Below are 22,938 nucleotides of genomic sequence, written 5' to 3'. Positions count from 1 at the left end.
TCCCTCAGCGCATCTTCGGGTCGAGGGCGTTGCGGACGGCCTCACCGAGCATGATGAACGCCAGCACCGTGATGCTGAGCATGATCGACGGGTACAGCATGATCCACTGGGCGACGCGGATCTGGTTGCCGCCGTCGGAGATGTCGTTGCCCCACGAGACGCCGCTCAGGCCGAGGCCCAGGAAGGACAGCGTGGCCTCGGCGGCGATGTAGACGCCGAGCGAGATGGTGGCGACGACGATCACCGGGGCGAGGGTGTTCGGCAGGATGTGCCGGAACATGATCCGCGGGGTGCTCGCGCCCAGGGCCTTGGCGGCCTGCACGTAGTCGGACTGCTTGGTGGTGATGACCGCACCGCGCATCACGCGGCAGATCTGCGTCCAGCCGAAGAAGCCGAGCGCGCCGATGACGACCCAGGTCGTGCGGTCCTGGAAGGAGTTGAGCACGACCATGGTGCCGAGCAGGAACGGGATACCGAAGAACACGTCCGTGATGCGCGACAGGACCGCGTCGACGACACCGCCGAAGTACCCGGCGATCATGCCGACGAACCCGCCGAGCAGCGTGACGAGGACGGTGGTGCCGAAGCCGACCGCGATGGAGGCCCGGGTGCCGTAGATGACACGGGCGTAGACGCTGCGGCCCTGCTGGTCGTAGCCGAGCCAGTCGGGGTCGCCGATGTTGCCCAGCCTGGGCTTCTGCAGATAGTGCTTGGCCAGGTCGCCGAGGATCGGGTCCGTGCTGGAGAACATCCCCGGGAAGAAGGTGATCAGCAGCAGGATGAAGATCAGCGCGCTGGAGATCAGGAAGATCCAGCTGCGGCGCAGATCGGCCCAGGCGTCACCCCAGAGGCTGCGGGCCTTCTCCGGCTTGGCCGGCTGCGGGGCGATTTCGGCGGCGACGGCCGCGTCCTGCGCCGCCACGGCGGTCTTGGTGACGTCAGGCATAGCGAATCCTCGGGTCCAGGACCGCGTAGAGCAGGTCGACGAGCAGGCTGGCGAGGAGGTAGACGAGGACCAGGATGGTCACCAGTCCGACCACAGTGGTTCCCTCGCGGCGCACGATGGACTCGTAGATGGTGCCTCCGACCCCCTGGATGTTGAACAGGCCCTCGGTGACGACGGCGCCGCCCATCAGCGCGCCGATGTCGATGCCCAGGTAAGTGACCACGGGGATCAGCGAGTTGCGCATCAGGTGGACGCCCACCACACGGCGCTTGGGCAGGCCCTTGGCGATCGCGGTGCGGATGTAGTCGGCGCGCAGGTTCTCGGCGATCGAGGTCCGGGTCAGCCGGGTCACATAGGCCAGTGACGCGGCTGCCAGCACAATCGCCGGCATCAGCAACTCGTTGTAGTTCATGGAGTCGTTGACGTTCGGCGGCAGCCAGCCCAGCTCGAAGGCGAAGACCACCTTGAGGATGTAGCCGAGCACAAAGACCGGCACCGAGATGAACAGCAGGGCGACCACGAGGATCACGTTGTCCGTCAGGCGTCCGGCGCGCATGCCCGCCACGACACCCAGCGCGATGCCCAGGACGACCTCGATGGCGAAGGCGAGCGAGGCGAGTCGCAGGGTCACGGGGAAGGCGTCGCCCAGCACGTCGGTGACGGGGCGGCCGCTGGCGATCTGCGTGCCGAAGTCGGCGTGCAGAAGCATGCCCTTCATGTAGTCGAAGTACTGCACCAGGATCGGCTGGTCCAGGCCGTACTCATGCCTCAGGGCCGCAATCACCTGCGGGCTGCCGGCCTTGTCGCCGAAGAGCCCTCGCACGGGGTCGCCGGGCAGGGCGTAGACCATGAGAAAGATCAGCAGGGTTGTCCCGAAGAACACCGGGATCATCTGGAGCAGTCGTCGTGCGACGTAGCGCCCCATCGTGCCTCCATGTCAATTCCAGCAGCGGCAGCCGACGGGCCCTTTCCACGCGCACCCGCTAAGGATGCGTGTGGAAAGGGCCCCCCAGCCGCTGCCGTCCCCCCGGGAGCGGCGCCGTTCGGCGCGGCTCCCGGGATCGCGGGCTGTCAGCGGTTACTTCTTCTTGACCTGAACGCCGGTCAGGATCGGGTCGCCGTCCTGGGCGTACGCGACGCCGGTGACGTTCTCCGAGTAGCCCGCGTTGACCTTGTAGTACCAGAGCGGAATGCTCGGCATGTACTCGGGGAGCTTCTTCTCCAGCTCCTGGTACAGCTTCTCCGACTCGTCCTGCGTCTTGGCGGCGTCGGCCTGGGTGATCAGAGTGTCGATCTCCTTGTTGGAGAAGCCGCTCTGGTTGCCGGCGGACTTGGTGCCGAACAGGTCACGCAGGAAGTTGGCGTTGAAGGGGTAGTCCAGCACCCAGCCCGAGCGGTACATGGACTTGACCTCCTGCGCGTCACGCGCGTTGAGGTCGGCCTGGAAGTCCGCCTTGGAGTCGCCGGTGCACTTCACGCCGGTGGCCTTGGTGATGGAGTTGCAGACCGCCTCCACCCACTCCTTGTGGCCGCCGTCGGCGTTGAACTGGATGGAGATGGCGTTGCCGGGAACGCCGCCGCCCTCCTTGATGAGCTGCTTGGCCTTGGCAGCGTCGTACTTGAAGATGTCGGTGCCCAGGTCCGGCTGGTAGCCGAGGACACCCTTGGCGACCCAGCCGGTGGCGGGCTCACGGGTGCCCTGAAGCACCGTCTTGGTGATGGTGTCGCGGTCGATCGCCATCGACAGGCCCTGCAGGACCTTGGGGTCGATGTCCTTCCACTGCTTGGTGTAGAAGGCGGGGGCGATCGTCTGGACCGCGGAGTAGGCCTGGTCCACGGCGCGGTCGCCGAGGTCCGTCTTGTAGACGGGCAGGTCCTTGGGCGCGATCTGGCGCAGGACGTCGACGTTGCCGGACTTCAGGTCCTCGTAGGCCGTCTCCAGGTTGGTGTAGTTCTTGAAGATCACACCACCGTTCTTGGCCTTGTTCGGACCCTGGTAGTCGTCGTAGCGGGCGACCTCGATCTGCTTCTTGTGGTCCCAGCTGACGAACTTGTACGGGCCGTTGCCGACCGGCTTCTCACCGGCGGCCTTCGGGTCCTTGTAGAAGGACTCGGGCAGCGGCGAGAAGACCTCGTAGCCCAGCTTGTAGACGAAGTACGGGATCGGGCTGGTGAGCTCGATGGTGAAGGTCGAGTCGTCGACGACCTTCAGACCGGACATCTCGGTCGCCTTCGGCTTGCCCTTGTCGGGGGCCACGTCGGAGTAGCCCTTGATGTCGGCGAACCAGAAGCTGTTGGTCTGCTTGTTCTCCGGGTTGGCGGCCCAGTTCCACGCCTTGACGTAGGACTCGGCGGTCACCGGGGTGCCGTCGTGGAACTTCCAGCCCTGCTTCAGCTTGACCGTGAAGGTCTTGTTGTCCTTGGTGTCCACCGACTCGGCGTTCACCATGACGATCTTGCCGCTCTTGTCGTAGTCGACGAGCGTGGAGAACAGAGCACGCGTGACGATGCTTCCGTTGGACTCCATGGTGTTCGCCGGCTGCAGCGGGTTCTGCGGCTCGCCGACCTCGATCGAGAACTTGCCGTTCGGGTCGATCGCGGCCTTGCTGTCGCTCCCGCCGTCACCACTTCCACCACCACAGGCGGTCGCGCCCAGGGCCACAACCGCGGCTATCGCGACCCACTTGGCGCTCTTGGCACCGCGCATGGGTTCCTCCTCATGAGTCCATTGGTTCACCGCAAAGGGGCGCACAAGACACGCTGCCGCTACCGTCACCGGCAGCGAAGAAAGTCTGGTGCCCCCACGCTCGCGAGTCGGCGCCCCGTCAGCGCGTGACTCGTTCTTCCGAGCTCTACGCGCCTAACTATCTGTCATTGCCACACGGCCGAACCACACCCGTAAGGTCTCGGTTCGATCACACCTGGCGCGTACTTCTTCCAAAATCCGGACAAAGGGTTTGCTGAAAGATCCCTGCGAAACGGACTTGTTACACATCTATCGGGAGTGAGCGTCCGCATTCCGGACGGATCGACGTGAAAAATCGATTGCGGCCACCGCGGCATCCATGCATGGAGGATCCAGCGCGCGCTCGCGGCAAGGCTCTGCGGTCACCCTGCGTGTACGCCGACGGCGACACAGGGGGTTGACAGCAGCGTAGTGGTCATCACGTGAAGACCAGACCCCTCTCTTGTAAATAGAGGGTTTTCCCTACCCGCGCGTTGCGTCTCTTCTCCGGCCCGATGCGGCTTCCCACAAGGCCCTACGACGACACCGGGCACCCGCCGCTCAGCGGGTGCCCGGTGTCGTCGTGTCAGGAGGGGGGCCGGCGTCAGCCGTGCTTGGCGCGGCTCGCGGCGCGGGCGCGCTCGCGGGCGTCCAGGTTCACCTTGCGGATGCGCACGGCCTCCGGCGTCACCTCGACGCACTCGTCGTCGCGGCAGAACTCCAGGGACTGCTCCAGCGACAGCTTGCGCGGCGGGACGATCGACTCGGCGACATCGGCCGTGGACGACCGCATGTTGGTGAGCTTCTTCTCCTTGGTGATGTTGACGTCCATGTCGTCGGAGCGGGAGTTCTCGCCGACGATCATGCCCTCGTACACCTCGGTGCCCGGCTCGACGAACAGCACGCCGCGCTCCTGAAGGTTCGTCATCGCGAACGCGGTGACGGCACCGGCGCGGTCGGCGACCAGCGAGCCGTTGTTGCGCGTCTGGAGAGCGCCGAACCAGGGCTCGTGGCCCTCGTGGATGGAGTGGGCGATACCCGTACCACGCGTCTGGGTCAGGAACTCGGTCCGGAACCCGATGAGACCGCGCGAGGGCACCACGAACTCCATGCGCACCCAACCCGAGCCGTGGTTGGACATGTTGTCCATACGGCCCTTGCGCACGCCCATCAACTGCGTGACGGCGCCCATGTGTTCCTCGGGCACGTCGATCGTCATGCGCTCGACGGGCTCGTAGACCTTGCCGTCGACGTCCTTGGTGACGACCTGCGGCTTGCCCACCGTCAGCTCGTACCCTTCCCGTCGCATGGTCTCGACGAGGATGGCGAGCGCGAGCTCACCACGGCCCTGGACCTCCCAGGCGTCGGGACGGTCGGTCTCGAGGACGCGGAGGCTGACGTTACCGATGAGCTCGCGGTCGAGGCGGTCCTTGACCTGGCGGGCGGTGACCTTGCGGTCCTTCACGGCCGCCTTCGCGTCGGCGCCCTTGCCGGTGCCGCCGCGGCCGACCAGCGGGGAGGTGTTGGTGCCGATGGTCATGGAGATCGCGGGCTCGTCGACCGTGATCAGCGGCAGCGGGACCGGGTTCTCGGTGTCGGCGAGGGTCTCGCCGATCATGATGTCGGGGATACCGGCGACGGCACAGATGTCGCCGGGCCCGGCCTTCTCCGCCGGCTTGCGGGTCAGCGCCTCGGTCATCATCAGCTCGGAGATCCGAACATTGCTGACGGACCCGTCACGCTTCATCCACGCGACCGTCTGGCCCTTCTTCAGCTCGCCCTGGTGGACGCGGAGCAGGGCGATACGGCCGAGGAAGTTGTCGGCGTCGAGGTTGGTGACGTGCGCCTGCAGCGGGGCGGTCTCGTCGTAGGTCGGGGCCGGGATGTGCTCGAGGATGGTCGAGAAGAACGGCTCCAGGCTGGTGGAGTCGCCCGGTACGGTCCCGTCCTCCGGCTTGGTGAGGGACGCGACGCCGTCACGGCCGCAGGCGTAGACGATCGGGAACTCGATCTGCTCCTCGTCGGCGTCCAGGTCGAGGAAGAGGTCGTACGTCTCATTGACGACCTCGTCGATCCGGGAGTCCGGCCGGTCCGTCTTGTTGATGCACAGGATGATCGGCAGCCGCTGCTGGAGCGCCTTGCGCAGCACGAAGCGGGTCTGCGGCAGCGGCCCCTCGGAGGCGTCGACGAGGAGGACAACCCCGTCCACCATCGACAGACCACGCTCGACCTCGCCACCGAAGTCGGCGTGGCCGGGGGTGTCGATGATGTTGATCGTGATCGGGTCGCCGCCGTCCTTGGGGTGGTACTTCACCGCCGTGTTCTTGGCGAGGATCGTGATGCCCTTCTCACGCTCCAGGTCGTTCGAGTCCATCATTCGGTCGTCGACCTGGTCGAGCTGGTGGGCGGCGAAGGCACCGGCCTGCTTCAGCATTCCGTCGACGATGGTCGTCTTGCCGTGGTCGACGTGGGCGACGATGGCGACGTTGCGGATGTCGTGGCGCGTGGCCATATTGCGGCGTACTCCCGGAGTGGTGAGGACGGCTCTCGCGTACGTCTGTGTTACGCGGGCCCTGCCGGGCTGGACACGCCACGGCCTCACCCCATGGTACGGGGCCGCGCTGGCGTGGGCTCGCCGGGCGGAGGGGATCAGGCTTCCTCGAGGGCCGGGGAGCCTTCCTCACAGGAACGGCGGGCGGCCTGAAGGGCGAGGCCGTCACCGTCGACGGACTCCTGGCAGGAGAGGACTCCGCCGATGTCGACGGTCCAGTTCCTGGCGTGGCCCGTGGTGGTCTTTCCGCCGGAGCAGGTGTAGCGGAAGTCACCTTCCCATTCCCTCACTCCGGCATACTCCACGAGCTCCCCGGGACCGGTGACCTTGGACAAGCCGCTCTCCAGCTTCGGCGCTGCGAGGTGCACATCGGTGAAGGCCCAGGTATCGCCGCTCACCTCCGCCAGGGTGCGGGCGTCGGAGTCGATCTCGCCGATCCTCTTGCCGAGCGAGAAGAGGACCTCCGCCGGGGACACGGCCGGCCCCTCGGCCCGTACGGCCGGCCTCGGGGTGTACACCCGCTCCATCTGCACGTTGATCGCGCCGTCGTCCCCGACTCGCTGGGACTCGGAGACTCCGGTCAGCCGGTCCGTCCGCCGGACGCCGGTCCACGTGAATGTGCCGTCGGCGCACGCCTTCACCACAGCCTTCTCGCGCTTGCCGCTGCTCCTGGGGTCGTCCTTCTCGTCCCCGGTACAGGCGGCGAGCCCCGCCGCCATCGCCACCGTCGCCAGTCCCGCCGTCCAGGTCCGTCGTGCCGTACCCCGCATGATCGGTGCCTCTCCCCCGTGGTGCGGACGCGGTCGACGCCCGCACCATGATCACTGTGGGACTCATGGTGCGGGCGCCGGGCGGGGGCGGCAAGGGCTTTGAGCGATCCCTGAGGTAGCGATCTCTGAGACACGGCCCCTATCAGCTTCAGCCGCCCGACGACGCGCTCGCCGACGCCTTCGCCCCCTTCTCCAGGAACCCCATGTCCTCGTACACCGGCGTCCGGAAACCGAAGGCGCCAGCGTTGGCGAGGCTCTTCCTCGCCGCTGTCAGCTGGGGGCGCTGGTAGAGGGGGATCGAGCCGGCCGCCGCCCAGATGCGGGAGTCGGCCTTGCGGATCAGGGCGCGGGACTCGGACTCGTCGAGCGTGGCGATCGCCTGGTCGAAGAGCTGGTCGACCTGGTCGGTGCCGACCCGGGTGTAGTTCTGCTCGACGTTCAGGGAGCCGTCGGCGGCCGGGACCGGCTTGGCGTAGATGGGGCGGGCGTCGGTGGCGGGGTAGGCGGAGGCGGGCCAGGAGTACAGGGCGAGGTCGTACTGGCCGGACGCGATGTGGTCCTTGAAGTAGCTCTCGTCCGAGACCTTGCTGATCGCGGTGCGGATACCGACCCGCTCCAGCATCAGGCCGATCCGGTCCGCCACCGTCCGCAGCGTCTGCGAGCCCTCCCCCGACGGCACCACGAAGCGCAGCAGCAGCGGCTTGCCGTCCTTCGCCAGCGGCCGGGCCGCCGCGCCCGCCGGTGCGGCGGTGCCCCGGGGGGCGTAGGCGCCGGGCGCCCCGCCCTGCTCCAGCTGCTTGGTGCCGTACTGCTTGCCGTCCTGGGCGAGATGCGCCCCCTCGCGGCCCTCCCTGCCCTCGCCTCCGTCCGCCTTGTTGTCCTGCCCGACGATGTACGTCCCGTCGTCCCCGCCCGAGGAATCCGAGTCCTTGTCGGCCTTGACGGCCTTGTCGGCTTTATCGGCCCCGTCGGCCTTCTCGCCCTCGTCGCCCTTCCCGGCCTTCTTCCCCTCCGGCCCGGCCGCCTTCTCCCCCTTCTTGCCCTCCTTGATCGGCCCGCCCTGCACCCACCCGGCATCCGCGAGCAGCGCCTGTGCCTCCTCGGTGTCCTGGTCGCCGATCGCGCCGCTGTTGTCGGCGTACGCGGCCTGGCCGGACAGCGCGAGGTGGCTGCCGACCGGCTGGGCGGGCAGGCCGAGCGGGGCGAGGACCAGCTTCGCGAGTTCCTCGCGGTCGAGCGCGCGGGCCACGGCCCGCCGGACCCGTTCGTCGGCGAGCGGACCGTCGGCACCGTTGAGGGCGAGCTGGGTGTACGCCGGTTCCAGGGACTTACGCACCTCGAAGCCCCGGAACGCGGCCACGTCCCGGCGCTGTTTGGGGGTCAGCTTGCGCCGGTCGGGGCCCATCAGGGGCGAGGCCGAGCCGACCGGCGAACCGGCGGCACTGGCGGTGGCGCTCCGCGGCGGCGAGGCGAGCGCGATGCGCCGAGCCGCGCCGGGGTCGATCTCGGCCAGGTCGAGCTGTCCGGCGGCCAGTTCGGCGGCCCGTTCGTCGCGCGGCACGGCCCGCAGCACGATCTCCTGCAGCTTGGCCCGCTCTCCCCACCAGCGGGGGTTGCGGGTGAGCCGGACCTCGTCGGCCTTGCGGTCGATCTTCTTCACGGCGAACGGCCCGGCGCTGATCTTCAGCTTCCGCCGCGCCCCGTCGTTGAACGAGTCCGGCGTGCCCATGACGTCCTTCGGGTACAGCGGCGAGAACAGCGACCGCCAGTCGGCGTACGGCCGCCCGAAGGTGACCCGGATCTCCAGGTCGCCCTTGCCGCGCTCGATCTTCTCGATGCGGTCGTAGCCGGCGTTGCGGGCGGTCCAGTAGGCGCTGTCCTTGCCGGACAGGGCCCGCCACTGGGCGGCGAAGTCGGCGGCGCCGATCTCCCGGCCGTCGCTCCAGACGGCCGCCTGGTTGAGCTTGTAGAGGACGACCTGTCTGGGCTCGGTCTCGACGATCTTGGCGGACTCCAGGAAGTCCGGGTTGCGCTCCGGCCGCCCGCTCTCGTCGAGCCGGAACATCGAGGGCAGGGTGGCCTGCGCGATCCGGGTCGTGGTCGCGTCGGCGTCCGACTGGAAGGTGTTCAGCGTCTCCGGCACGGCGTCCACGGCCCACCGGAGCGTGCCGCCGTCGGCGACCAGGTCCCGGGCGGCCGGTGCGATGTCCTGCCCGGCCAGCGGTTTTCCGGCCGGATCGGGGTCACTGCATCCGGCGAGCAGGGACACAGCGAGCGCGCTCGCGCCGAGGACGGCGACCGACCGCATGACCGAGCGTGTTCCGACGCCGTCGTGGGACATCTCTGGTACCTCCGGGGAGCGGCTCCCGCCGGTGCGTTGTGTACGTTTTGATCACGTTTGGCGGTATTTTGGAGCTGATCAGATCTACGGCCCCCCACTGAAGAGGAAAGGGTTCGCCGGGCGGAGACGACACGGCGGCGGGGCGCACAAGGCCACTCGTGTGGAGCAACGCAGCCCCACGCGTAGCGGGCCGAGGCGCCCCTCGCGCTCACTCGGCTCCCCGGCGCACACAGAGCGCGTGCGGGCGCGCGTCGGAGGCATGCAATCCGCCAATCGCTGCACATGCCTTCACATCGACAGGTGTGACGCGCAACACTCGCAGGCGCATGAACGTTGCCACCCAGGGCCGAAGGGCCCGCGGAAGTGAGGTCACGTCATGTCCGTGCAAGACGACCTGACAACTGTCCAGCGCTGTCTCGACGACCTGGCCCGGTCCGTGGGCCGCCTGGAGAAGCAGCTCGGCACCGCCGGTCTGGAGATGCGCCGCGTCCGGACCGACGCCAACCATCTGCGCGAGAGCGTCGCGCTGCTGCGGGAGGCGGCCGCGAGCCCGACCCCGCAGCGCAAACCCGAGCTCGTCACCATCCCCGACACGCCGTACGACGACTCTCTGTGGATCGACACGGATGACGAGGGTCTAGGCGCCCGGGACCGCCACGCCCCCTAGAACCCACACCCGACCGGAGTCATTGCATTGGCCACTGGTACGGAACCCCATCTGAACAGCGGCGGCGTACGAACCGGTACGCGCGCCGCGATCGCCGCCCCGCATCTGCGGACCGACCGCTGGTGGCTGGCCCCGGCCGCCACCGCGGCCGGTCTGCTGGCCTTCGTCGTGTACTCGACGTGGCGGGCCTTCGCCAACGCGGACTACTACGCGGCGCCGTACGTCTCCCCGTTCTACTCGCCCTGTCTGGCGGAGAACTGCGAGCCCATGCGCGCCGGGCCGAACTGGGAGCTGTTCGGGAGCTGGTGGGGCATCTCTCCTGCGATCATCATCCTGATCTTCCCGCTCGGCTTCCGCCTGACCTGCTACTACTACCGCAAGGCCTACTACCGCGGCTTCTGGATGTCGCCCCCGGCCTGCGCGGTGGCGGAGCCGCACAAGAAGTACTCCGGTGAGACCCGGTTCCCGCTGATCCTGCAGAACATCCACCGGTACTTCTTCTACGCCGCGATCCCGGTCGCCGGGATCCTGACGTACGACACGGTGCTCGCCTTCCGCGACGAGAACTACGAGTGGGGCCATATGGGCCTCGGCACGCTCGTCTTCCTCGTCAACATCGTGCTGATCTGGGCGTACACCCTCTCCTGTCACTCCTGCCGGCACATCGTCGGCGGCAAGCTCAAGCACTTCTCCAAGCACCCCGTGCGTTACCGGATGTGGCAGTGGATCGGGAAGCTCAACGCCCGCCACATGCTGCTCGCCTGGACGTCGCTGGTGAGCGTGGCGCTCGCCGACTTCTACGTCTATCTCGTCGCGTCCGGGGTCTTCGACGATCCGCGCTTCTTCTAGATTTGGTGGGGACTGAACAGATGTCCGTGGTCGAACGGCAGGAGTGGGACGTCGTCGTGGTCGGCGCCGGCGGGGCGGGCCTCCGGGCGGCGATCGAGGCACGCGAGCGAGGCGCCCGTACGGCCGTGATCTGCAAGTCGCTGTTCGGCAAGGCGCACACGGTGATGGCCGAGGGCGGCATCGCGGCGGCCATGGCCAACGCCAACCCGCACGACAACTGGCAGGTCCACTTCCGCGACACCATGCGCGGCGGCAAGTTCCTCAACCAGTGGCGGATGGCCGAGCTGCACGCACGCGAGGCGCCGGACCGGGTGTGGGAGCTGGAGACGTGGGGCGCGCTGTTCGACCGTACGAAGGACGGCCGTATCTCGCAGCGCAACTTCGGCGGCCACGAGTACCCGCGCCTCGCGCACGTCGGCGACCGCACCGGCCTGGAGCTGATCCGCACGCTCCAGCAGAAGATCGTCGCGCTCCAGCAGGAGGACAAGAAGGAGACCGGGGACTACGAGTCCCGGCTGAAGGTCTTCCAGGAGTGCACCGTCACCCGGGTCCTGAAGGACGGCAGCCGGGTCTCCGGGGTCTTCGCGTACGAGCGCGAGACGGGCCGCTTCTTCGTCCTCGAAGCCCCCGCCGTCGTCATCGCGACGGGCGGCATCGGCAAGTCCTTCAAGGTGACGTCGAACTCCTGGGAGTACACGGGCGACGGCCACGCGCTGGCGCTGCTCGCCGGGGCGCCCCTGCTGAACATGGAGTTCGTGCAGTTCCATCCGACGGGCATGGTCTGGCCGCCGTCGGTGAAGGGGATCCTGGTCACCGAGTCGGTGCGGGGCGACGGAGGGGTGCTGCGCAACTCCGAGGGCAAGCGGTTCATGTTCGACTACATCCCCGACGTCTTCAAGGAGAAGTACGCCGAGTCGGAGGAGGAGGGCGACCGCTGGTACGAGGACCCGGACAACAACCGGCGGCCGCCCGAGCTGCTCCCTCGTGACGAGGTCGCCCGGGCGATCAACGCCGAGGTGAAGGCGGGCCGGGGCTCCCCGCACGGCGGCGTGTTCCTGGACGTCTCGACCCGTATGCCGGCGGAGGTCATCAAGCGCCGGCTGCCCTCCATGTACCACCAGTTCAAGGAGCTGGCGGACGTGGACATCACGGCGGAGGCGATGGAGGTCGGGCCGACCTGTCACTACGTCATGGGCGGCATCGCGGTCGAGTCGGACACGGCGGCGGCACGGGGCGTACCCGGCCTCTACGCGGCCGGTGAAGTGGCCGGAGGGATGCACGGCTCGAACCGCCTCGGCGGCAATTCCCTCTCCGACCTGCTGGTGTTCGGGCGCCGCGCGGGCTGGCACGCCGCCGAGTACGCGGCCGCGCGGGCCTTCGAACGCCCCGAGGTCAGCGACCTGGAGGTCGACACGGCGGCCGCGGAGGCGCTACGGCCGTTCTCGGCGGAGGGCCCGGTCGGGGGCGAGGACGACGGGCGCCCGCCGGAGAACCCGTACACCCTCCACCAGGAGCTCCAGCAGACGATGAACGACCTCGTCGGCATCATCCGCCGCGAGGCCGAGATGGAGCAGGCGCTGGAGAAGCTCGCGGATCTGCGCGTACGGGCCCGCCGGGCCGGCGTCGAGGGGCACCGCCAGTTCAACCCCGGCTGGCACCTCGCGCTCGACCTGCGCAACATGCTGCTGGTCAGCGAGTGCGTGGCCCGGGCGGCGCTGGAGCGCACGGAGTCGCGGGGCGGCCACACCCGCGAGGACCATCCGACGATGGACCGCAAGTGGCGCAACATCAACCTGCTGTGCCACCTCGCCGACCCGACGGGCGGCCTCGCGGCCACCGACCCGGAGAGCGGCCAGATCACCCTCGTCCGCGAGACCACCGACCCCGTCCGCCCCGACCTGCTCGCCCTGTTCGACAAGGAGGAGCTGGTCAAGTACCTCGCCGAAGAGGAGCTGTACCAGTGAGCAGCTACGAGGCCCGCTTCAAGGTGTGGCGGGGCGATGTGCAGGGCGGCGGCCTGGAGGACTTCAAGGTCGAGGTGAACGACGGCGAGGTGGTCCTCGACATCATCCACCGCCTCCAGGCCACCCAGGCCCCCGATCTGGCCGTCCGCTGGAACTGCAAGGCGGGCAAGTGCGGTTCGTGCTCGGCGGAGATCAACGGGCGTCCGCGGCTGATGTGCATGACGCGGATGTCGGTGTTCGAGCGGGACGAGACGATCACCGTCACGCCGCTGCGGGCGTTTCCGGTGGTCCGGGATCTCGTCACGGACGTGGGCTTCAACTACGCGAAGGCGCGCGAGGTCCCGGCCTTCGTGCCGCCCGCGGATCTCGGCCCCGGCGAGTACCGGATGATGCAGGAGGACGTGGACCGCTCGCAGGAGTTCCGCAAGTGCATCGAGTGCTTCCTGTGCCAGGACACCTGCCATGTGGTCCGCGACCACGAGGAGAACAAGACGGCGTTCGCGGGGCCGCGCTTCCTGATGCGGGTCGCGGAGCTCGACATGCACCCGCTGGACGCGGCGAGCGAGACCGGCTTGGACCGCAAGAAGACCGCCCAGGACGAGCACGGTCTCGGCTACTGCAACATCACCAAGTGCTGCACGGAGGTCTGCCCCGAGGGCATCAAGATCACGGACAATGCGCTGATTCCCTTGAAGGAACGGGCGGTCGACCGCAAGTACGACCCGTTGGTGTGGCTGGGGTCGAAGATCAGGAGGCGGTCTTCGTAGCGTTCGTAGCGCCACGGCCGGGGCGCTGGGCCAGCATCTGCAGGCCCAGGCCCGCCATCATGACGAACCAGCCGGCCCAGGGCAGGGGGCCGTACGTCTCGGCGAGCGGACCCAGGAAGACGAACACCGCCCCACCGACGGCGCTCACCAGCGAGCCGTACCCCCACAGCGTCGGCCGCAGCACCCTGGCGCGGCCGAACGGCACGACCCAGCCGGTCGTGATGGTCACGATGCCGAGCACCCCGAGCAGGCCCAGGGACAGCGCCGCCGCCACCACCAAGTAGATGTGCATGGCGATCATCGTCCCACCAGGCGCAGGGCCTGCACCAGGTTGTGTTCCGCGATACCGCGCATGGATTCCGTAAAGGGGAAGTCCCCGTCGAGCAGCCAGAGCGGGCCGGCGACGAGGTCGAGGTGCGCTGAGCTCCTCGGCACCGTCTTCGTACCCCCTCCTCCCCCGCCCCACCCGGGGTCCGCCCCAGCCCGGACGCACCCCGCTCGCGCGGCCGCTTTCCTGCTCATACGCTCCGAAATGTGACGTCATCCTTGATCCGGGGCCGGCCGCGGCGTGCTGCCTCGCACATATCGGTGCGGGTCGGGCATGCCCTGGTGGGTGGGCTGATCGGGGTGGCGTGGTTGGTGTTGCCCGGGATGGCGGTCGGCGGTGGAGGGCCGGTTGCGGGCGGGGCGGAGCGGCCCGTTGCCGGGGCGGTGGGTCAGGGGGAGGTCGGGGAGACGTCCGCTGCCGATCTGGTGATGCCGATGCTGGCCGTGGTCGTGGTGGTCGTGCTCGCGGGGTTCGGGTTCCTGCGGCGGAGGCGGCGTGCACGCGGGCGTACGACACCCGGTGGCGCGCCGGTTCAGGTCGCCGAGCCGCAGATGGGGGAACTCGACGAGCGGGCACGGGCCTTGCTGGTCGAGGCCGATGACTGGGTGCGGGTCAGCCGGGAGGAGCTCGGGTTCGTCCAGGGGCGGGTCGGGGTCGTGGGCGTCCGTCCGGATGCCTCGCTCGGGGCGGCGGACGTGGAACCGTTCGCACGGGTGCTGCGGGACGCCGAGGCCGAGCTGGCGGTCGCGTTTCGGATGCGGTGGCAGTACGAGGGCGGAGTTCCGGGGGAGGACGCGGCTCGGCGGCATGTGCTGGCGGGGATCGTCGGGCGGGCCGAGGAGGCGGGGCGGTTGCTGGATGCGCAGGCCGCCGCGTTCGACCAGCTGCGCGGGCTGGAGGAGGGCCTCGGCGGGGGGCTGGGCGAGGCGTTGGCCGTCGCGGAGGCCCGGTTCCGGGAGCTGGCCGGGCGGACCGGCGGTGCCGACGCGGCCGTACGCGAGCTCGGTGAGCGGTACGCCCCCTCGGCCGTCGCCGCCGTCGTGGGCCACGTCGAGCAGGCCAAGGACCGGCTGGTGTTCGCCACGGCCCGCCTCAACCAGGCCCGCCAGAGCGCCGACTTGGGCGACATCGAGCGGGCCGCGGGCCGGCTGCGGTCCGCCGAGGGCGCCATCGCCCAGGCCGCCGTCTTCATCGACGGCATCGACCGGCTCGCCGGGGAGCTCGCCACGGCGGCGGCGATGGTTCCGGCCGCGCTGACCGGCGGGGAGGTCGAGATCGCCGGCGCGCGGGAGTCCTTGGCGGGGACCGGAGTCGCGCACGCGGACGTCCCTCCCGGTGAGCTGCGGGCCCGTGTGGCCCATGCCGACGTCGTCCTGGCCGTCGTACGAGAAGACCGGACCGCCGGGCCGTACGACCCCCTCGACCTGCTGCGGCGGATCGTGCGGGGCGTCGGGCCCGTCGTCGCGGGGCGGGCCGGCGTGCTTCCGGTCGCCGCGCTGGTGTGCGCGCGCAGTGCCGTCGCCGCCGCGGACGACGTGATCGCGACGCACCGGGCCGCGGTGGCCCACGAGGCCCGCACCCGGCTGGCGGAGGCCCGGCGCCTGCTCACGTCCCCGCCGCCCGCACCGCCCGGCCGGGACCCGCGCCGGGAGCTCGCCGACCTCCTCACGGCCGACACCCTGGCCCAGCAGGCCCGCGAGCTGGCCGAACAGGACGCACGCATGCACGGCCACCCCATCGACGGCCCCACCGAGGACGCCGACGGCCTCGCCGGCGCGGTCCTCGGCGGCGTCCTGCTGGGCGGGGACCCGGACGCCGGCCCACCCGCGAGCTTCGGCGGACCCCGCACCCGGGGCCGCCGCGGAGGGACGGCGCCTGCGTGAGGGGGCCGGCAAACGCCGCCCCACCGCGCCCCGAGCGAACTGCGGCCGCCGACGGCGAGACGGCACTACGGGGGCCACCCGCACCCGACGACGAAAACCACACGGGCAGTGCCGGGGGAACTCAACCCCGACAACCCACCCGCACCCGCCGACAGCGAGTCCGCCCCACAAGAGCCACCCGCACCCAACGACGAAAACCACACGGGCAGTGCGGGTGGGAACCAAACCCGGCCGAAGGCGAAGCCGAGGCCTCAGAACAGGCTCAGCAGCGCCTCCGCCGGATCCGCGAGCCCGTTTTCCCCATCCGGCAACGGCAGTTCGAACCACACCGTCTTGCCGCGCGGCGTCCGCCGCGACCCCCACGCCGCACTGAGGAGTCCGACGAGCTGCAGCCCCCGGCCCCCCTCGTCCGTGTCCCGCGCCCGCCGCCGCCGCGGCTGCACCAGCCCGGAGTCCCACACCTCGCACACCAGCGTGCGGTCCAGCAACAGCCGGAGCCTGATCTCACCCTCCCCGTAACGAAGGGCGTTGGTGACCAGCTCGCTGACCAGCAGTTCGGTGGTGTCGACGAGAGGCTCCAGGTCCCACGACAGCAGCTGCCCGCGAGCGTACTCACGGGCCCGCCCCACACTGCGCGGCTCACGCGGAAGCGTCCAGTCGCCGACCGACTCCGCGGGCAGACCCTGGACACGGGCCATCAACAACGCGATGTCGTCCTCGCCGTGGTGACTGTCGAGGGTGTTGAGTACGTGGTCGCAGACGTCCTCCAGGGGGCGCGTGGGATCGGTCAGTGCGCCGACGAAGGCCTGGAGGCCCTCGTCCAGCGGGTGGTCGCGGGACTCGACCAGTCCATCCGTGTAGAGCGCCAGCAGCGCACCCTCCGGCAGCTCGACCTCCACCTCCTCGAACGGCTCCCCTCCCACGCCCAGCGGCATCCCCGGCGGCACGTCCAGCATCAGCGCCGCCTCGCCGGGCTCGACCAGAACCGGTGGGAGGTGGCCGGCGTTCGCGAAGGTGCAGCGGCGCGTGACCGAGTCGTAGACCGCGTACACGCACGTCGCCAGGTACACCTCGGACAGGTCCGCCTCACGGGGCCGGCGGGCCGCACGCGTGGCCTGCTGGACACCCCCGGGCGCGCCCAGGCCGCGCGCGATCTCGTCCAGCGCCGAGAGGACTTCGGCCGGTTCGAGGTCCAGCAACGCCAGCGTTCGTACCGCCGAACGCAGTTCGCCCATCGCAACGGCCGCGCGCAACCCCCGGCCCATGACGTCCCCGACGACCAACGCCGTGCGGTGACCGGGAAGTTCGATGACGTCGAACCAGTCGCCGCCCACCTCGCTGGGCCGGTCGGAGGAGGAGTTGCCCGGCAGATAACGGCACGCGATGTCCAGGCCGGACGCGACCGGGTCCCCCGGCGGCAGCAGGGACCGCTGCAGTATCAGCGCCCGCTCGTGCTCGCGCCGGTACAGGCGGGCGTTGTCGATGCACACCGCCGCCCGCGCGGCCAGCTCCACCGCGAGGTCGCGGTCCCGGTCGCCGAACGGCTCGCTGCCCTTCGTACGCGCGAACTGCGCCAGTCCTACGACCGTGTCGTGGGCGACCATCGGCACGGCGAGCGTGGACTGCACGAGGCCGCCCTCCTCGCCGGGCACATGCTGCGGCCGTGCGGTGCGCAGGGCGTCCGCGCAGGGCGAGTTGAAGGGGTAGTGGTGGACGGCGCCGACCGCGACGGGGGCGCCGGAGCCGGTGAAGGGCGCGTCGGAGACCGCGCTGGCGAAGGCGACGCGGCGCAGCTCCGCGCTGCCGTCGGCGAGGCCGGGCGGGGTCTCGTCGCCGGCCAGCAGGCCCTGGTAGAGGTCGACCGTGGCCAGGTCGCAGAAGCCGGGCACCACGACGTCCAGGAGTTCGCGGGCCGTGGTCTCCAGGTCCAGGGAGTTGCCGATCCGGGCACCGGCCTCGTTCAGCAGGGCGAGATTGCGCCGGGCGGCGGCCGCCTCGCGGGCGGCGGCGCGACGGGCGGTGATGTCGGTTCCGAGCCAGGCGATGCCGATGGGACGGCCGCTGCCGCTGTGCACCCGGTAGAGGTTGATGGACCAGTGGCGACGCTCGTCGGAGCCGGGCAGAAAGCCCGTGACGTGCATGTCCGTGATGGAGTCGCCGCTCTCCAGGACCCGGCGCAGGGTGGCCGCGACCCGGTCGGCCTCCGGGCGGGGCAGATAGTCGTGGACGCCGCGGCCCCGGTGTTCGTCCGGTGCGCCGCCGAAGAGGGAGGCGAACCGGTGGTTGACGCGGCGGACCTTCAGGTCGGGGTCGATCAGCACGAACCCGAACGGAGATTGACCGAAAATCGACTGCGAGGCGGCCAGGTCGGTCTCCATACGGCGCAGGGTGCGGACGTCGACGACGATGCAGACGGCGGCCTTCTCGCCGTCCTCCGTCCGCGTCGGCATGACGTACACCTCGGCGAGACCGTCCTTGCCGCGCCCTCCGTCGCCGTCGTCCGGCGTCCGGAAGGGGACGACCCCGGTCCACTCCCGTCCGTCCAGGATCTCGGCCATCTTGCGCTGACCCTGGTCGCGCAGGTCGGGGTCGATGAACGTCTCTATGGGGTCCGAACCGACGGCACGCTCGGCCGGGATGCCGAAGAGCTGCTCGGCGCGCAGGCTCCACTGGTCGACCAGTCCGTCGGGGCCGATGGAGAAGGACGCGACCTTGATGTAGTCGTAGATCGAGCCGGGCGGGCTGCTCTGCCAGACGGCGTCGCCGGGACGGGCATCGCCGGAGGCCTGTGTATCTGGTGAGGCTTGAGAGGCAGTTGTGGTTATGGAGTCCTGTGTGGCTTCGGAGGCCTGTGCGTCGTAGGCCGGCCGCTCTCCCGCGGCCCTCGTCCTCGCGCCCTCCGACGGGTCCTCGGACTCCGTGGCCTTCGCTGGTATCTCGCTCACGCGAACCGTCCCCTCCAGCTCACCGCGTCCGGCACCGGTCACCGGCGGCGGCTGCCCGCAGTATCCAGCACTACGGCCCCGCACAACACGGTGTTCACGATCACAGCACGATCCCGATGGTTTTCGGTCCGGGCTGCGGAAACACTTCCAGACTTCTAACCAGCGGACACGCAGTCGAATCACGCGGCGGGCCACCTGCCACTGGCCTGAACCAGTCGCTCGACAGGGCAGGGGCGGACGTACAGCGGCGTGGGCGCCTACTGACGGGTTGTACAGGGCCCGGAGTCGCGGGAGGTCACTCCGGCACCGCGAGCTCGAACCACACCGTCTTGCCCCTGCTCCGGCCCGGCCGGGTTCCCCAGCGGCGCGAGGAGTGCGCCACGAGCTGGAGTCCGCGGCCGCTTTCGTCCTCGAGGTGGGCGATGCGTTCGCGGGGCGGGTCGGGGAGGGGGTCGGAGACCTCGACCAGGAGGACGCCGCCGAGGGTGACGGGACGGACCAGGCGTACGCCGATGGGGCCCGTGGCGTGCCGGAGGGAGTTGGTGACCAGCTCACTGACCAACAGCGCGGCGATGTCGGCGAGGCTGTCCAGGCCCCAGTCGCGCAGGCGGCCTCGGACGGCGGCACGCGCGGCGCGCACTGCGCCCGGCTCTGCGGGAAAGCTCCACTCGGCGCAGTCGCCATGGGTGTCGATCACGCCGATCACTTCCCAGGCCAGCGGGTTCGCCCATGTCCGGTTTCTTGGGGTTAATAGGCACATACCCGATATTCAGGGGCCGGTACCGACCTCATGCGAGGCGGGTACCCGCCTCGTTCGGGGCTGTGCACCGACCTCAGGCCGGAGATGCGTACCGGCCATAGCCGGGGGGCGCGTACGGGCCCCAGCCGCAGGGCGCGTACCGGCCACCGCAGCAGGGCGCGTACCGGCCTCAGCGCATCCGGCGGTTCGGCCTCACAGCTGCCGCGCCACCTCTCGCACCGCCGGCACGTCCTGGTCCAGCCAGTCGACGTCCCACAGTTCTCCTGGGCTCAGCCAGCGCAGCGCATCATGGTCCTGCAGCGGCTTGGGCTCCCCCGCCCCGGGGAGAAGTCGGACGGTCCACACCTGGAGGACGTAAGGGGGTTTCAACGGCCACTCCCCCGGCACCCGCTCGATCACCTCGGCATCGACGCCGAGTTCCTCCCGCAGCTCGCGCACCAGCGCCGCCTCGGGGGCTTCCCCGGGCTCGACCTTTCCCCCGGGCAACTCCCAGCGCCCGGCCAGGTCCTCAGGGGCGCTGCGGCGCGCCGCGAGCAGGCGGCCCGCTTCCAGCAGCGCGGCACCGACCACGATCCGTTCCGTCATGCGCCGGAGCCTACGGGAGCGGCGACGCGGGCGCGGATTCGCCGGCTGTCGACTTCGCCGACTGCGTCTTCGTCAGCCGTCGCATTCGTCAGCCGTCGTCTTCGTCAGCCGTCGGCGCTGTTTCCGTTCTGAGCGATGCGCTCCACCCAGTACAGCTGCTTGTGTCCCCGGTTATCCAGACTGTCCGCGATCTTCTGGGCCTCCGCCCGTGTCGCGTACCGGCCCACGCGGTAGCGATTGCCGTTGTCGTCCTGCCGGATGACGAGCCAAGGAAGAGTGATCGTGCTGTCGTTCATCGCGCCTCCCTGCTCCTTCCCGCCCAGGACCGCCCGAGTCCGACCCGCGGCCTGTGCCGTGCCCCGCCCGCTAAGGAAACCGCAATCCGCATATGCCCGAGCCTACGCCTAACCTTTACGCAGCGAATACGGCTTTTCACAAAGAGGTACGCAACCAGCCAAGTCGCAGGGGGCGCACGTCATCGAATGCGCCGTGCGCAGACGTCGATGCATCCGGTCACAGGCATGCCGGGAACGCCCGCTACGACCTGCGAAAACGGCCAGATTCCAACGGCGGTGGGAGGGGCGGGAGTTGGGGTTCTGGCGGGGGTAACGGCCGTGAAAGTGGGCGCTACTTCACCAAAGGTGTGCGCTACTTCACGGGGAGGTGGTACGCGACCCGGTAGCGGTCCGCCGGGATCACCACGTCCGCCGTCTCCACGGGGCGGCCGGACGCGTAGTAGGTGCGCTGGATGACGAGGACCACATGGCCGGGGACGCCGCCCAGCGCCAGGAGTTCCTCCGCCAGGCCGGGGCGCGCACCCACCTCCTCCGTCACGTTGTCCACGACCACGTCGATGGCAGCCATGCGCTCGACGACGCCCATGCCGCCGAGCGGGCCCTCCTCGGGCAGCATCACCGGCGTACGGCCGGTGACAGCGAGGGGTTCCCAGGAGGTGGAGAGCATCATCGCCTCGCCGGCGTCCCGGAAGACGTACCGCGTACACATGACGCGGTCGCCGGGCCGGATGGCGAGCCGCTCGGCGACGGCGACGCTCGCCTCGGCCTGCTCGCTGCTGGACTCCCAGGTCCCGCGGGCCTCGCCGTCGGCCTGCTCCTGGCGGAAGGGCGTGGCACCGCTCGGCGGGCGGAAGCCGGAGCGGGCGATCCGGCGGGGCACGGGACGCTCACGGACGTATGTCCCGGAGCCGGAGCGGCCCTCGACCAGGCCCTCGGCCATCAGTACCTTGCGCGCCTCCAGCGCGACGGTGTCCGAGACGCCGTACTCCTCGCGGATCCTGGCCTGGGACGGGAGGCGGGTGTGCGGTGGCAGCGAACCGTTGACGATCTTCTTGCGGAGATCACCCGCGACGCGCAGGTACGCCGGCTGCTCACCGAAAGTCACTGGCCGCTCCCATCAGGTTGTACAGACAGCAACAGCGTGGCAACCGTGGGTTGTCCCATGCAAGCAAAGGCCAGAGAATCACTCGATGTGATGACTTGTGCCCGGGTAGGGCTTTACGCAGGCGCTTTCTCCCCGCTATAGCCGCGATCACACATCCACTCACACAGTTCTGACACGGCCGACACGCTTCCGCCGCCGCTGCCCGAGTCGTTCGAGTCGTCCTCGTACGTCGGGAGGGTGGTGTCCAGGCCCAGGGCCTTGCGTGCGGTGACGGTCGTGGGGCCGTCGACGTACGCGTACGCCTCGTCGTAGTGCGCGTAGAACACGTCCGGGTCGCCGGTCTTCGCCGCCAGAGCCCACTCCTTGCGGGCGGCCTCCATCTCCGCGACCAGTTCGGTGACCGGCCGGGCGGCGGTCTTCGACCAGGTGTGGCCGCGCAGCGCCGCGATCTGCTCGCCGAGCGCCGCGTGGACGTCCTTCGCCCAGGCCTGGTTCGCCGCCAGGTCGTCCTCGGGCAGGTCCTCGGGCTCCTCGTACAGCGCCATGTCGACGGCGTTGGTCGCGGAGAGGAAGGCGATCTGGTCCGCGTCGAGCGTGGTCGCGTCGCTGCGCAGTGAGCCGGTCAGCTTGCCGTTCTCTTCTGTGCTGCCGAACAGGCAGGTGATCTCGCGGTCGCCGAAGCGCCAGCTCTGACGGGACGGGATGAAGTAGTAGACGTCCGCGTCGTCAGGGAGGGCCCAGGTGTCCATGGCGTAGTCGTCGGAGAGCGTGTAGCACTTGTCGTCGGCGATCCGGGTGACCTCGTCGTCGCCGGGGAAGGCGCCGCCCGGCAGCGTGACGACCGCGAAGACCTCGCCGTCGTGGCTGCCGGAGCACGGCACCTCGTCGACGTCGTACGCCTCGCCCTCCAGGTTGCCGGTCGCCGAGTCGAAGCAGTCGCCCTTGGCGAGCGCGTAGGCGGTGCCCTCGCCGCTCGCGGCGCCCTTGAAGCCGTCCCAGAAGTCGGATGCGGCGCCTGTGGTGAGCGCGAGCGTCCAGAGGGCGAGGCCGACGCCGGACAGCACGGAACCGGCGATCGCCATGCCTTTGCCGCGCTCGCCCTTCTTCTTGATCTGCGCCAGCGCGATCAGGCCGAGCACGAGTCCCACGGCGGGCAGGAAGCACAGGATGCCGAGGACCAGGGCGCTGATGGCGACGCCGTTGACGGCCGCCTGGGAGCCGAAGGGGCTGTGCGGGCCATACGGGCTGTACGGGCCGTAGGGGTGGTTCGCGTACGGTCCCTGGGCGGTGGGGAGGCCGGGAGCGCCCGGGACGCCGTACGGGTACGGCGACGGCGGCGGGTACTGGCCCTGCGTGTACGGCCCTTGGGGCTGCTCCGGGGACCCTTGGGGGTGCTGGGGTCCAGGGGGCGGAGGTATGGACACGAGTACCGTGCTCCTGGGTCGGGCGGCGGGGC

The 22,938-nt window shown here is 69.8% G+C and carries 19 protein-coding genes; 5 read left to right on the top strand and 14 right to left on the bottom strand.

Annotated features, from left to right (window positions below; all coding sequences use genetic code 11):
- Window positions 1-4 precede the first annotated feature (4 nt).
- The 6 genes from ACQEV2_RS27780 to ACQEV2_RS27755 all read right to left on the bottom strand — a co-directional run bounded on the left by ACQEV2_RS27780 (window position 5) and on the right by ACQEV2_RS27755 (window position 9,333).
- Window positions 5-946: an ABC transporter permease gene (locus tag ACQEV2_RS27780; RefSeq protein ID WP_433047045.1), complete on the bottom strand. Its 942-nt coding sequence runs from the start codon at window positions 944-946 to the stop codon at window positions 5-7.
- A complete protein-coding gene (locus tag ACQEV2_RS27775; protein ID WP_433047042.1) occupies window positions 939-1,871 on the bottom strand; it encodes an ABC transporter permease in 933 nt (310 codons plus the stop codon). Before ACQEV2_RS27775 ends, ACQEV2_RS27780 begins: the two co-directional genes overlap by 8 nt.
- Window positions 1,872-2,024: 153 nt before the next feature.
- On the bottom strand, window positions 2,025-3,653 hold the full coding sequence (locus tag ACQEV2_RS27770) for a peptide ABC transporter substrate-binding protein (protein ID WP_433047039.1): 1,629 nt from the start codon (window positions 3,651-3,653) through the stop codon (window positions 2,025-2,027).
- A gap of 622 nt (window positions 3,654-4,275) precedes the next feature.
- A complete protein-coding gene (gene typA / locus ACQEV2_RS27765) occupies window positions 4,276-6,183 on the bottom strand; it encodes a translational GTPase TypA (protein WP_433047036.1) in 1,908 nt (635 codons plus the stop codon).
- 137 nt (window positions 6,184-6,320) lie between these two features.
- The gene (locus ACQEV2_RS27760; protein WP_433047033.1) at window positions 6,321-6,992 is read right to left on the bottom strand and encodes a hypothetical protein; all 672 of its coding nucleotides are present in this window, start codon (window positions 6,990-6,992) and stop codon (window positions 6,321-6,323) included.
- A 148-nt stretch (window positions 6,993-7,140) separates the two neighbouring features.
- A complete protein-coding gene (locus ACQEV2_RS27755; RefSeq protein ID WP_433047030.1) occupies window positions 7,141-9,333 on the bottom strand; it encodes an ABC transporter family substrate-binding protein in 2,193 nt (730 codons plus the stop codon).
- Window positions 9,334-9,709: 376 nt separating this feature from the next.
- Between ACQEV2_RS27755 and ACQEV2_RS27750 the strand changes: the two genes are divergently transcribed.
- From ACQEV2_RS27750 to ACQEV2_RS27735, 4 genes are read left to right on the top strand one after another with little or no spacing between them, the layout of a single operon-like run.
- Window positions 9,710-10,000, top strand: a complete 291-nt coding sequence (locus tag ACQEV2_RS27750; protein WP_433047027.1) for a hypothetical protein — start codon at window positions 9,710-9,712, stop codon at window positions 9,998-10,000.
- 27 nt (window positions 10,001-10,027) lie between these two features.
- Window positions 10,028-10,849, top strand: a complete 822-nt coding sequence (locus tag ACQEV2_RS27745) for a hypothetical protein (protein ID WP_433047024.1) — start codon at window positions 10,028-10,030, stop codon at window positions 10,847-10,849.
- Between the two features lie 20 nt (window positions 10,850-10,869).
- Window positions 10,870-12,813 carry a fumarate reductase/succinate dehydrogenase flavoprotein subunit gene (locus ACQEV2_RS27740; protein WP_433047021.1) on the top strand — a complete coding sequence of 648 codons (1,944 nt, stop codon included), beginning with the start codon at window positions 10,870-10,872 and terminating at the stop codon, window positions 12,811-12,813.
- On the top strand, window positions 12,810-13,580 hold the full coding sequence (locus tag ACQEV2_RS27735) for a succinate dehydrogenase/fumarate reductase iron-sulfur subunit (protein ID WP_433047018.1): 771 nt from the start codon (window positions 12,810-12,812) through the stop codon (window positions 13,578-13,580). Before ACQEV2_RS27740 ends, ACQEV2_RS27735 begins: the two co-directional genes overlap by 4 nt.
- On the opposite strand, the gene ACQEV2_RS27730 is transcribed toward ACQEV2_RS27735, so the two are convergent.
- A complete protein-coding gene (locus ACQEV2_RS27730; RefSeq protein WP_433047015.1) occupies window positions 13,561-13,872 on the bottom strand; it encodes a hypothetical protein in 312 nt (103 codons plus the stop codon). The two genes, ACQEV2_RS27735 and ACQEV2_RS27730, sit on opposite strands and share 20 nt — an antisense overlap.
- Before the next feature lie 5 nt (window positions 13,873-13,877).
- Entirely contained in the window at window positions 13,878-14,015 is a 138-nt protein-coding gene (locus ACQEV2_RS27725; RefSeq protein WP_433047012.1) for a hypothetical protein, read from the bottom strand.
- A 99-nt stretch (window positions 14,016-14,114) separates the two neighbouring features.
- Between ACQEV2_RS27725 and ACQEV2_RS27720 the strand changes: the two genes are divergently transcribed.
- Window positions 14,115-15,791 (top strand): hypothetical protein, encoded by a 1,677-nt coding sequence (locus tag ACQEV2_RS27720; RefSeq protein WP_433047009.1) that lies wholly within the window; start codon window positions 14,115-14,117, stop codon window positions 15,789-15,791.
- A gap of 251 nt (window positions 15,792-16,042) precedes the next feature.
- Here the strand turns inward: ACQEV2_RS27720 and ACQEV2_RS27715 are convergent, their stop codons facing one another.
- From ACQEV2_RS27715 to ACQEV2_RS27690, 6 genes are all read right to left on the bottom strand, one after another.
- Window positions 16,043-18,736 (bottom strand): SpoIIE family protein phosphatase, encoded by a 2,694-nt coding sequence (locus tag ACQEV2_RS27715; protein WP_433047006.1) that lies wholly within the window; start codon window positions 18,734-18,736, stop codon window positions 16,043-16,045.
- Window positions 18,737-19,031: 295 nt separating this feature from the next.
- Window positions 19,032-19,496, bottom strand: coding sequence for an ATP-binding protein (locus ACQEV2_RS27710; RefSeq protein ID WP_433047003.1), 465 nt, complete (start codon window positions 19,494-19,496; stop codon window positions 19,032-19,034).
- Between the two features lie 192 nt (window positions 19,497-19,688).
- Window positions 19,689-20,081 carry a (deoxy)nucleoside triphosphate pyrophosphohydrolase gene (locus ACQEV2_RS27705; protein ID WP_433047000.1) on the bottom strand — a complete coding sequence of 131 codons (393 nt, stop codon included), beginning with the start codon at window positions 20,079-20,081 and terminating at the stop codon, window positions 19,689-19,691.
- 104 nt (window positions 20,082-20,185) lie between these two features.
- Window positions 20,186-20,377, bottom strand: a complete 192-nt coding sequence (locus tag ACQEV2_RS27700) for an SPOR domain-containing protein (protein ID WP_433046997.1) — start codon at window positions 20,375-20,377, stop codon at window positions 20,186-20,188.
- Between the two features lie 352 nt (window positions 20,378-20,729).
- Window positions 20,730-21,482 carry a GntR family transcriptional regulator gene (locus ACQEV2_RS27695; protein ID WP_433046994.1) on the bottom strand — a complete coding sequence of 251 codons (753 nt, stop codon included), beginning with the start codon at window positions 21,480-21,482 and terminating at the stop codon, window positions 20,730-20,732.
- A 113-nt stretch (window positions 21,483-21,595) separates the two neighbouring features.
- Entirely contained in the window at window positions 21,596-22,906 is a 1,311-nt protein-coding gene (locus ACQEV2_RS27690) for a DUF4190 domain-containing protein (RefSeq protein WP_433046991.1), read from the bottom strand.
- Between the last annotated feature and the right edge of the window lie 32 nt (window positions 22,907-22,938).

Source organism: Streptomyces sp. CA-251387, from assembly GCF_050936625.1.
In the GTDB taxonomy this organism is placed as follows: Bacteria; Actinomycetota; Actinomycetes; order Streptomycetales; family Streptomycetaceae; genus Streptomyces.
Note: the sequence above shows the minus strand (reverse complement) of the source record. Positions and strands in the feature narration are given on the sequence as shown.

What these genes read in the sequence shown, in the direction of transcription:
- ACQEV2_RS27780 (WP_433047045.1), bottom strand. Translation starts at nt 946, where the DNA reads ATGCCTGACGTCACCAAGACCGCCGTGGCGGCGCAGGACGCGGCCGTC.
- ACQEV2_RS27775 (WP_433047042.1), bottom strand. Translation starts at nt 1,871, where the DNA reads ATGGGGCGCTACGTCGCACGACGACTGCTCCAGATGATCCCGGTGTTC.
- ACQEV2_RS27770 (WP_433047039.1), bottom strand. Translation starts at nt 3,653, where the DNA reads ATGCGCGGTGCCAAGAGCGCCAAGTGGGTCGCGATAGCCGCGGTTGTG.
- typA (WP_433047036.1), bottom strand. Translation starts at nt 6,183, where the DNA reads ATGGCCACGCGCCACGACATCCGCAACGTCGCCATCGTCGCCCACGTC.
- ACQEV2_RS27760 (WP_433047033.1), bottom strand. Translation starts at nt 6,992, where the DNA reads ATGCGGGGTACGGCACGACGGACCTGGACGGCGGGACTGGCGACGGTG.
- ACQEV2_RS27755 (WP_433047030.1), bottom strand. Translation starts at nt 9,333, where the DNA reads ATGTCCCACGACGGCGTCGGAACACGCTCGGTCATGCGGTCGGTCGCC.
- ACQEV2_RS27750 (WP_433047027.1), top strand. Translation starts at nt 9,710, where the DNA reads ATGTCCGTGCAAGACGACCTGACAACTGTCCAGCGCTGTCTCGACGAC.
- ACQEV2_RS27740 (WP_433047021.1), top strand. Translation starts at nt 10,870, where the DNA reads ATGTCCGTGGTCGAACGGCAGGAGTGGGACGTCGTCGTGGTCGGCGCC.
- ACQEV2_RS27730 (WP_433047015.1), bottom strand. Translation starts at nt 13,872, where the DNA reads ATGCACATCTACTTGGTGGTGGCGGCGGCGCTGTCCCTGGGCCTGCTC.
- ACQEV2_RS27710 (WP_433047003.1), bottom strand. Translation starts at nt 19,496, where the DNA reads ATGTGCCTATTAACCCCAAGAAACCGGACATGGGCGAACCCGCTGGCC.
- ACQEV2_RS27705 (WP_433047000.1), bottom strand. Translation starts at nt 20,081, where the DNA reads ATGACGGAACGGATCGTGGTCGGTGCCGCGCTGCTGGAAGCGGGCCGC.
- ACQEV2_RS27700 (WP_433046997.1), bottom strand. Translation starts at nt 20,377, where the DNA reads ATGAACGACAGCACGATCACTCTTCCTTGGCTCGTCATCCGGCAGGAC.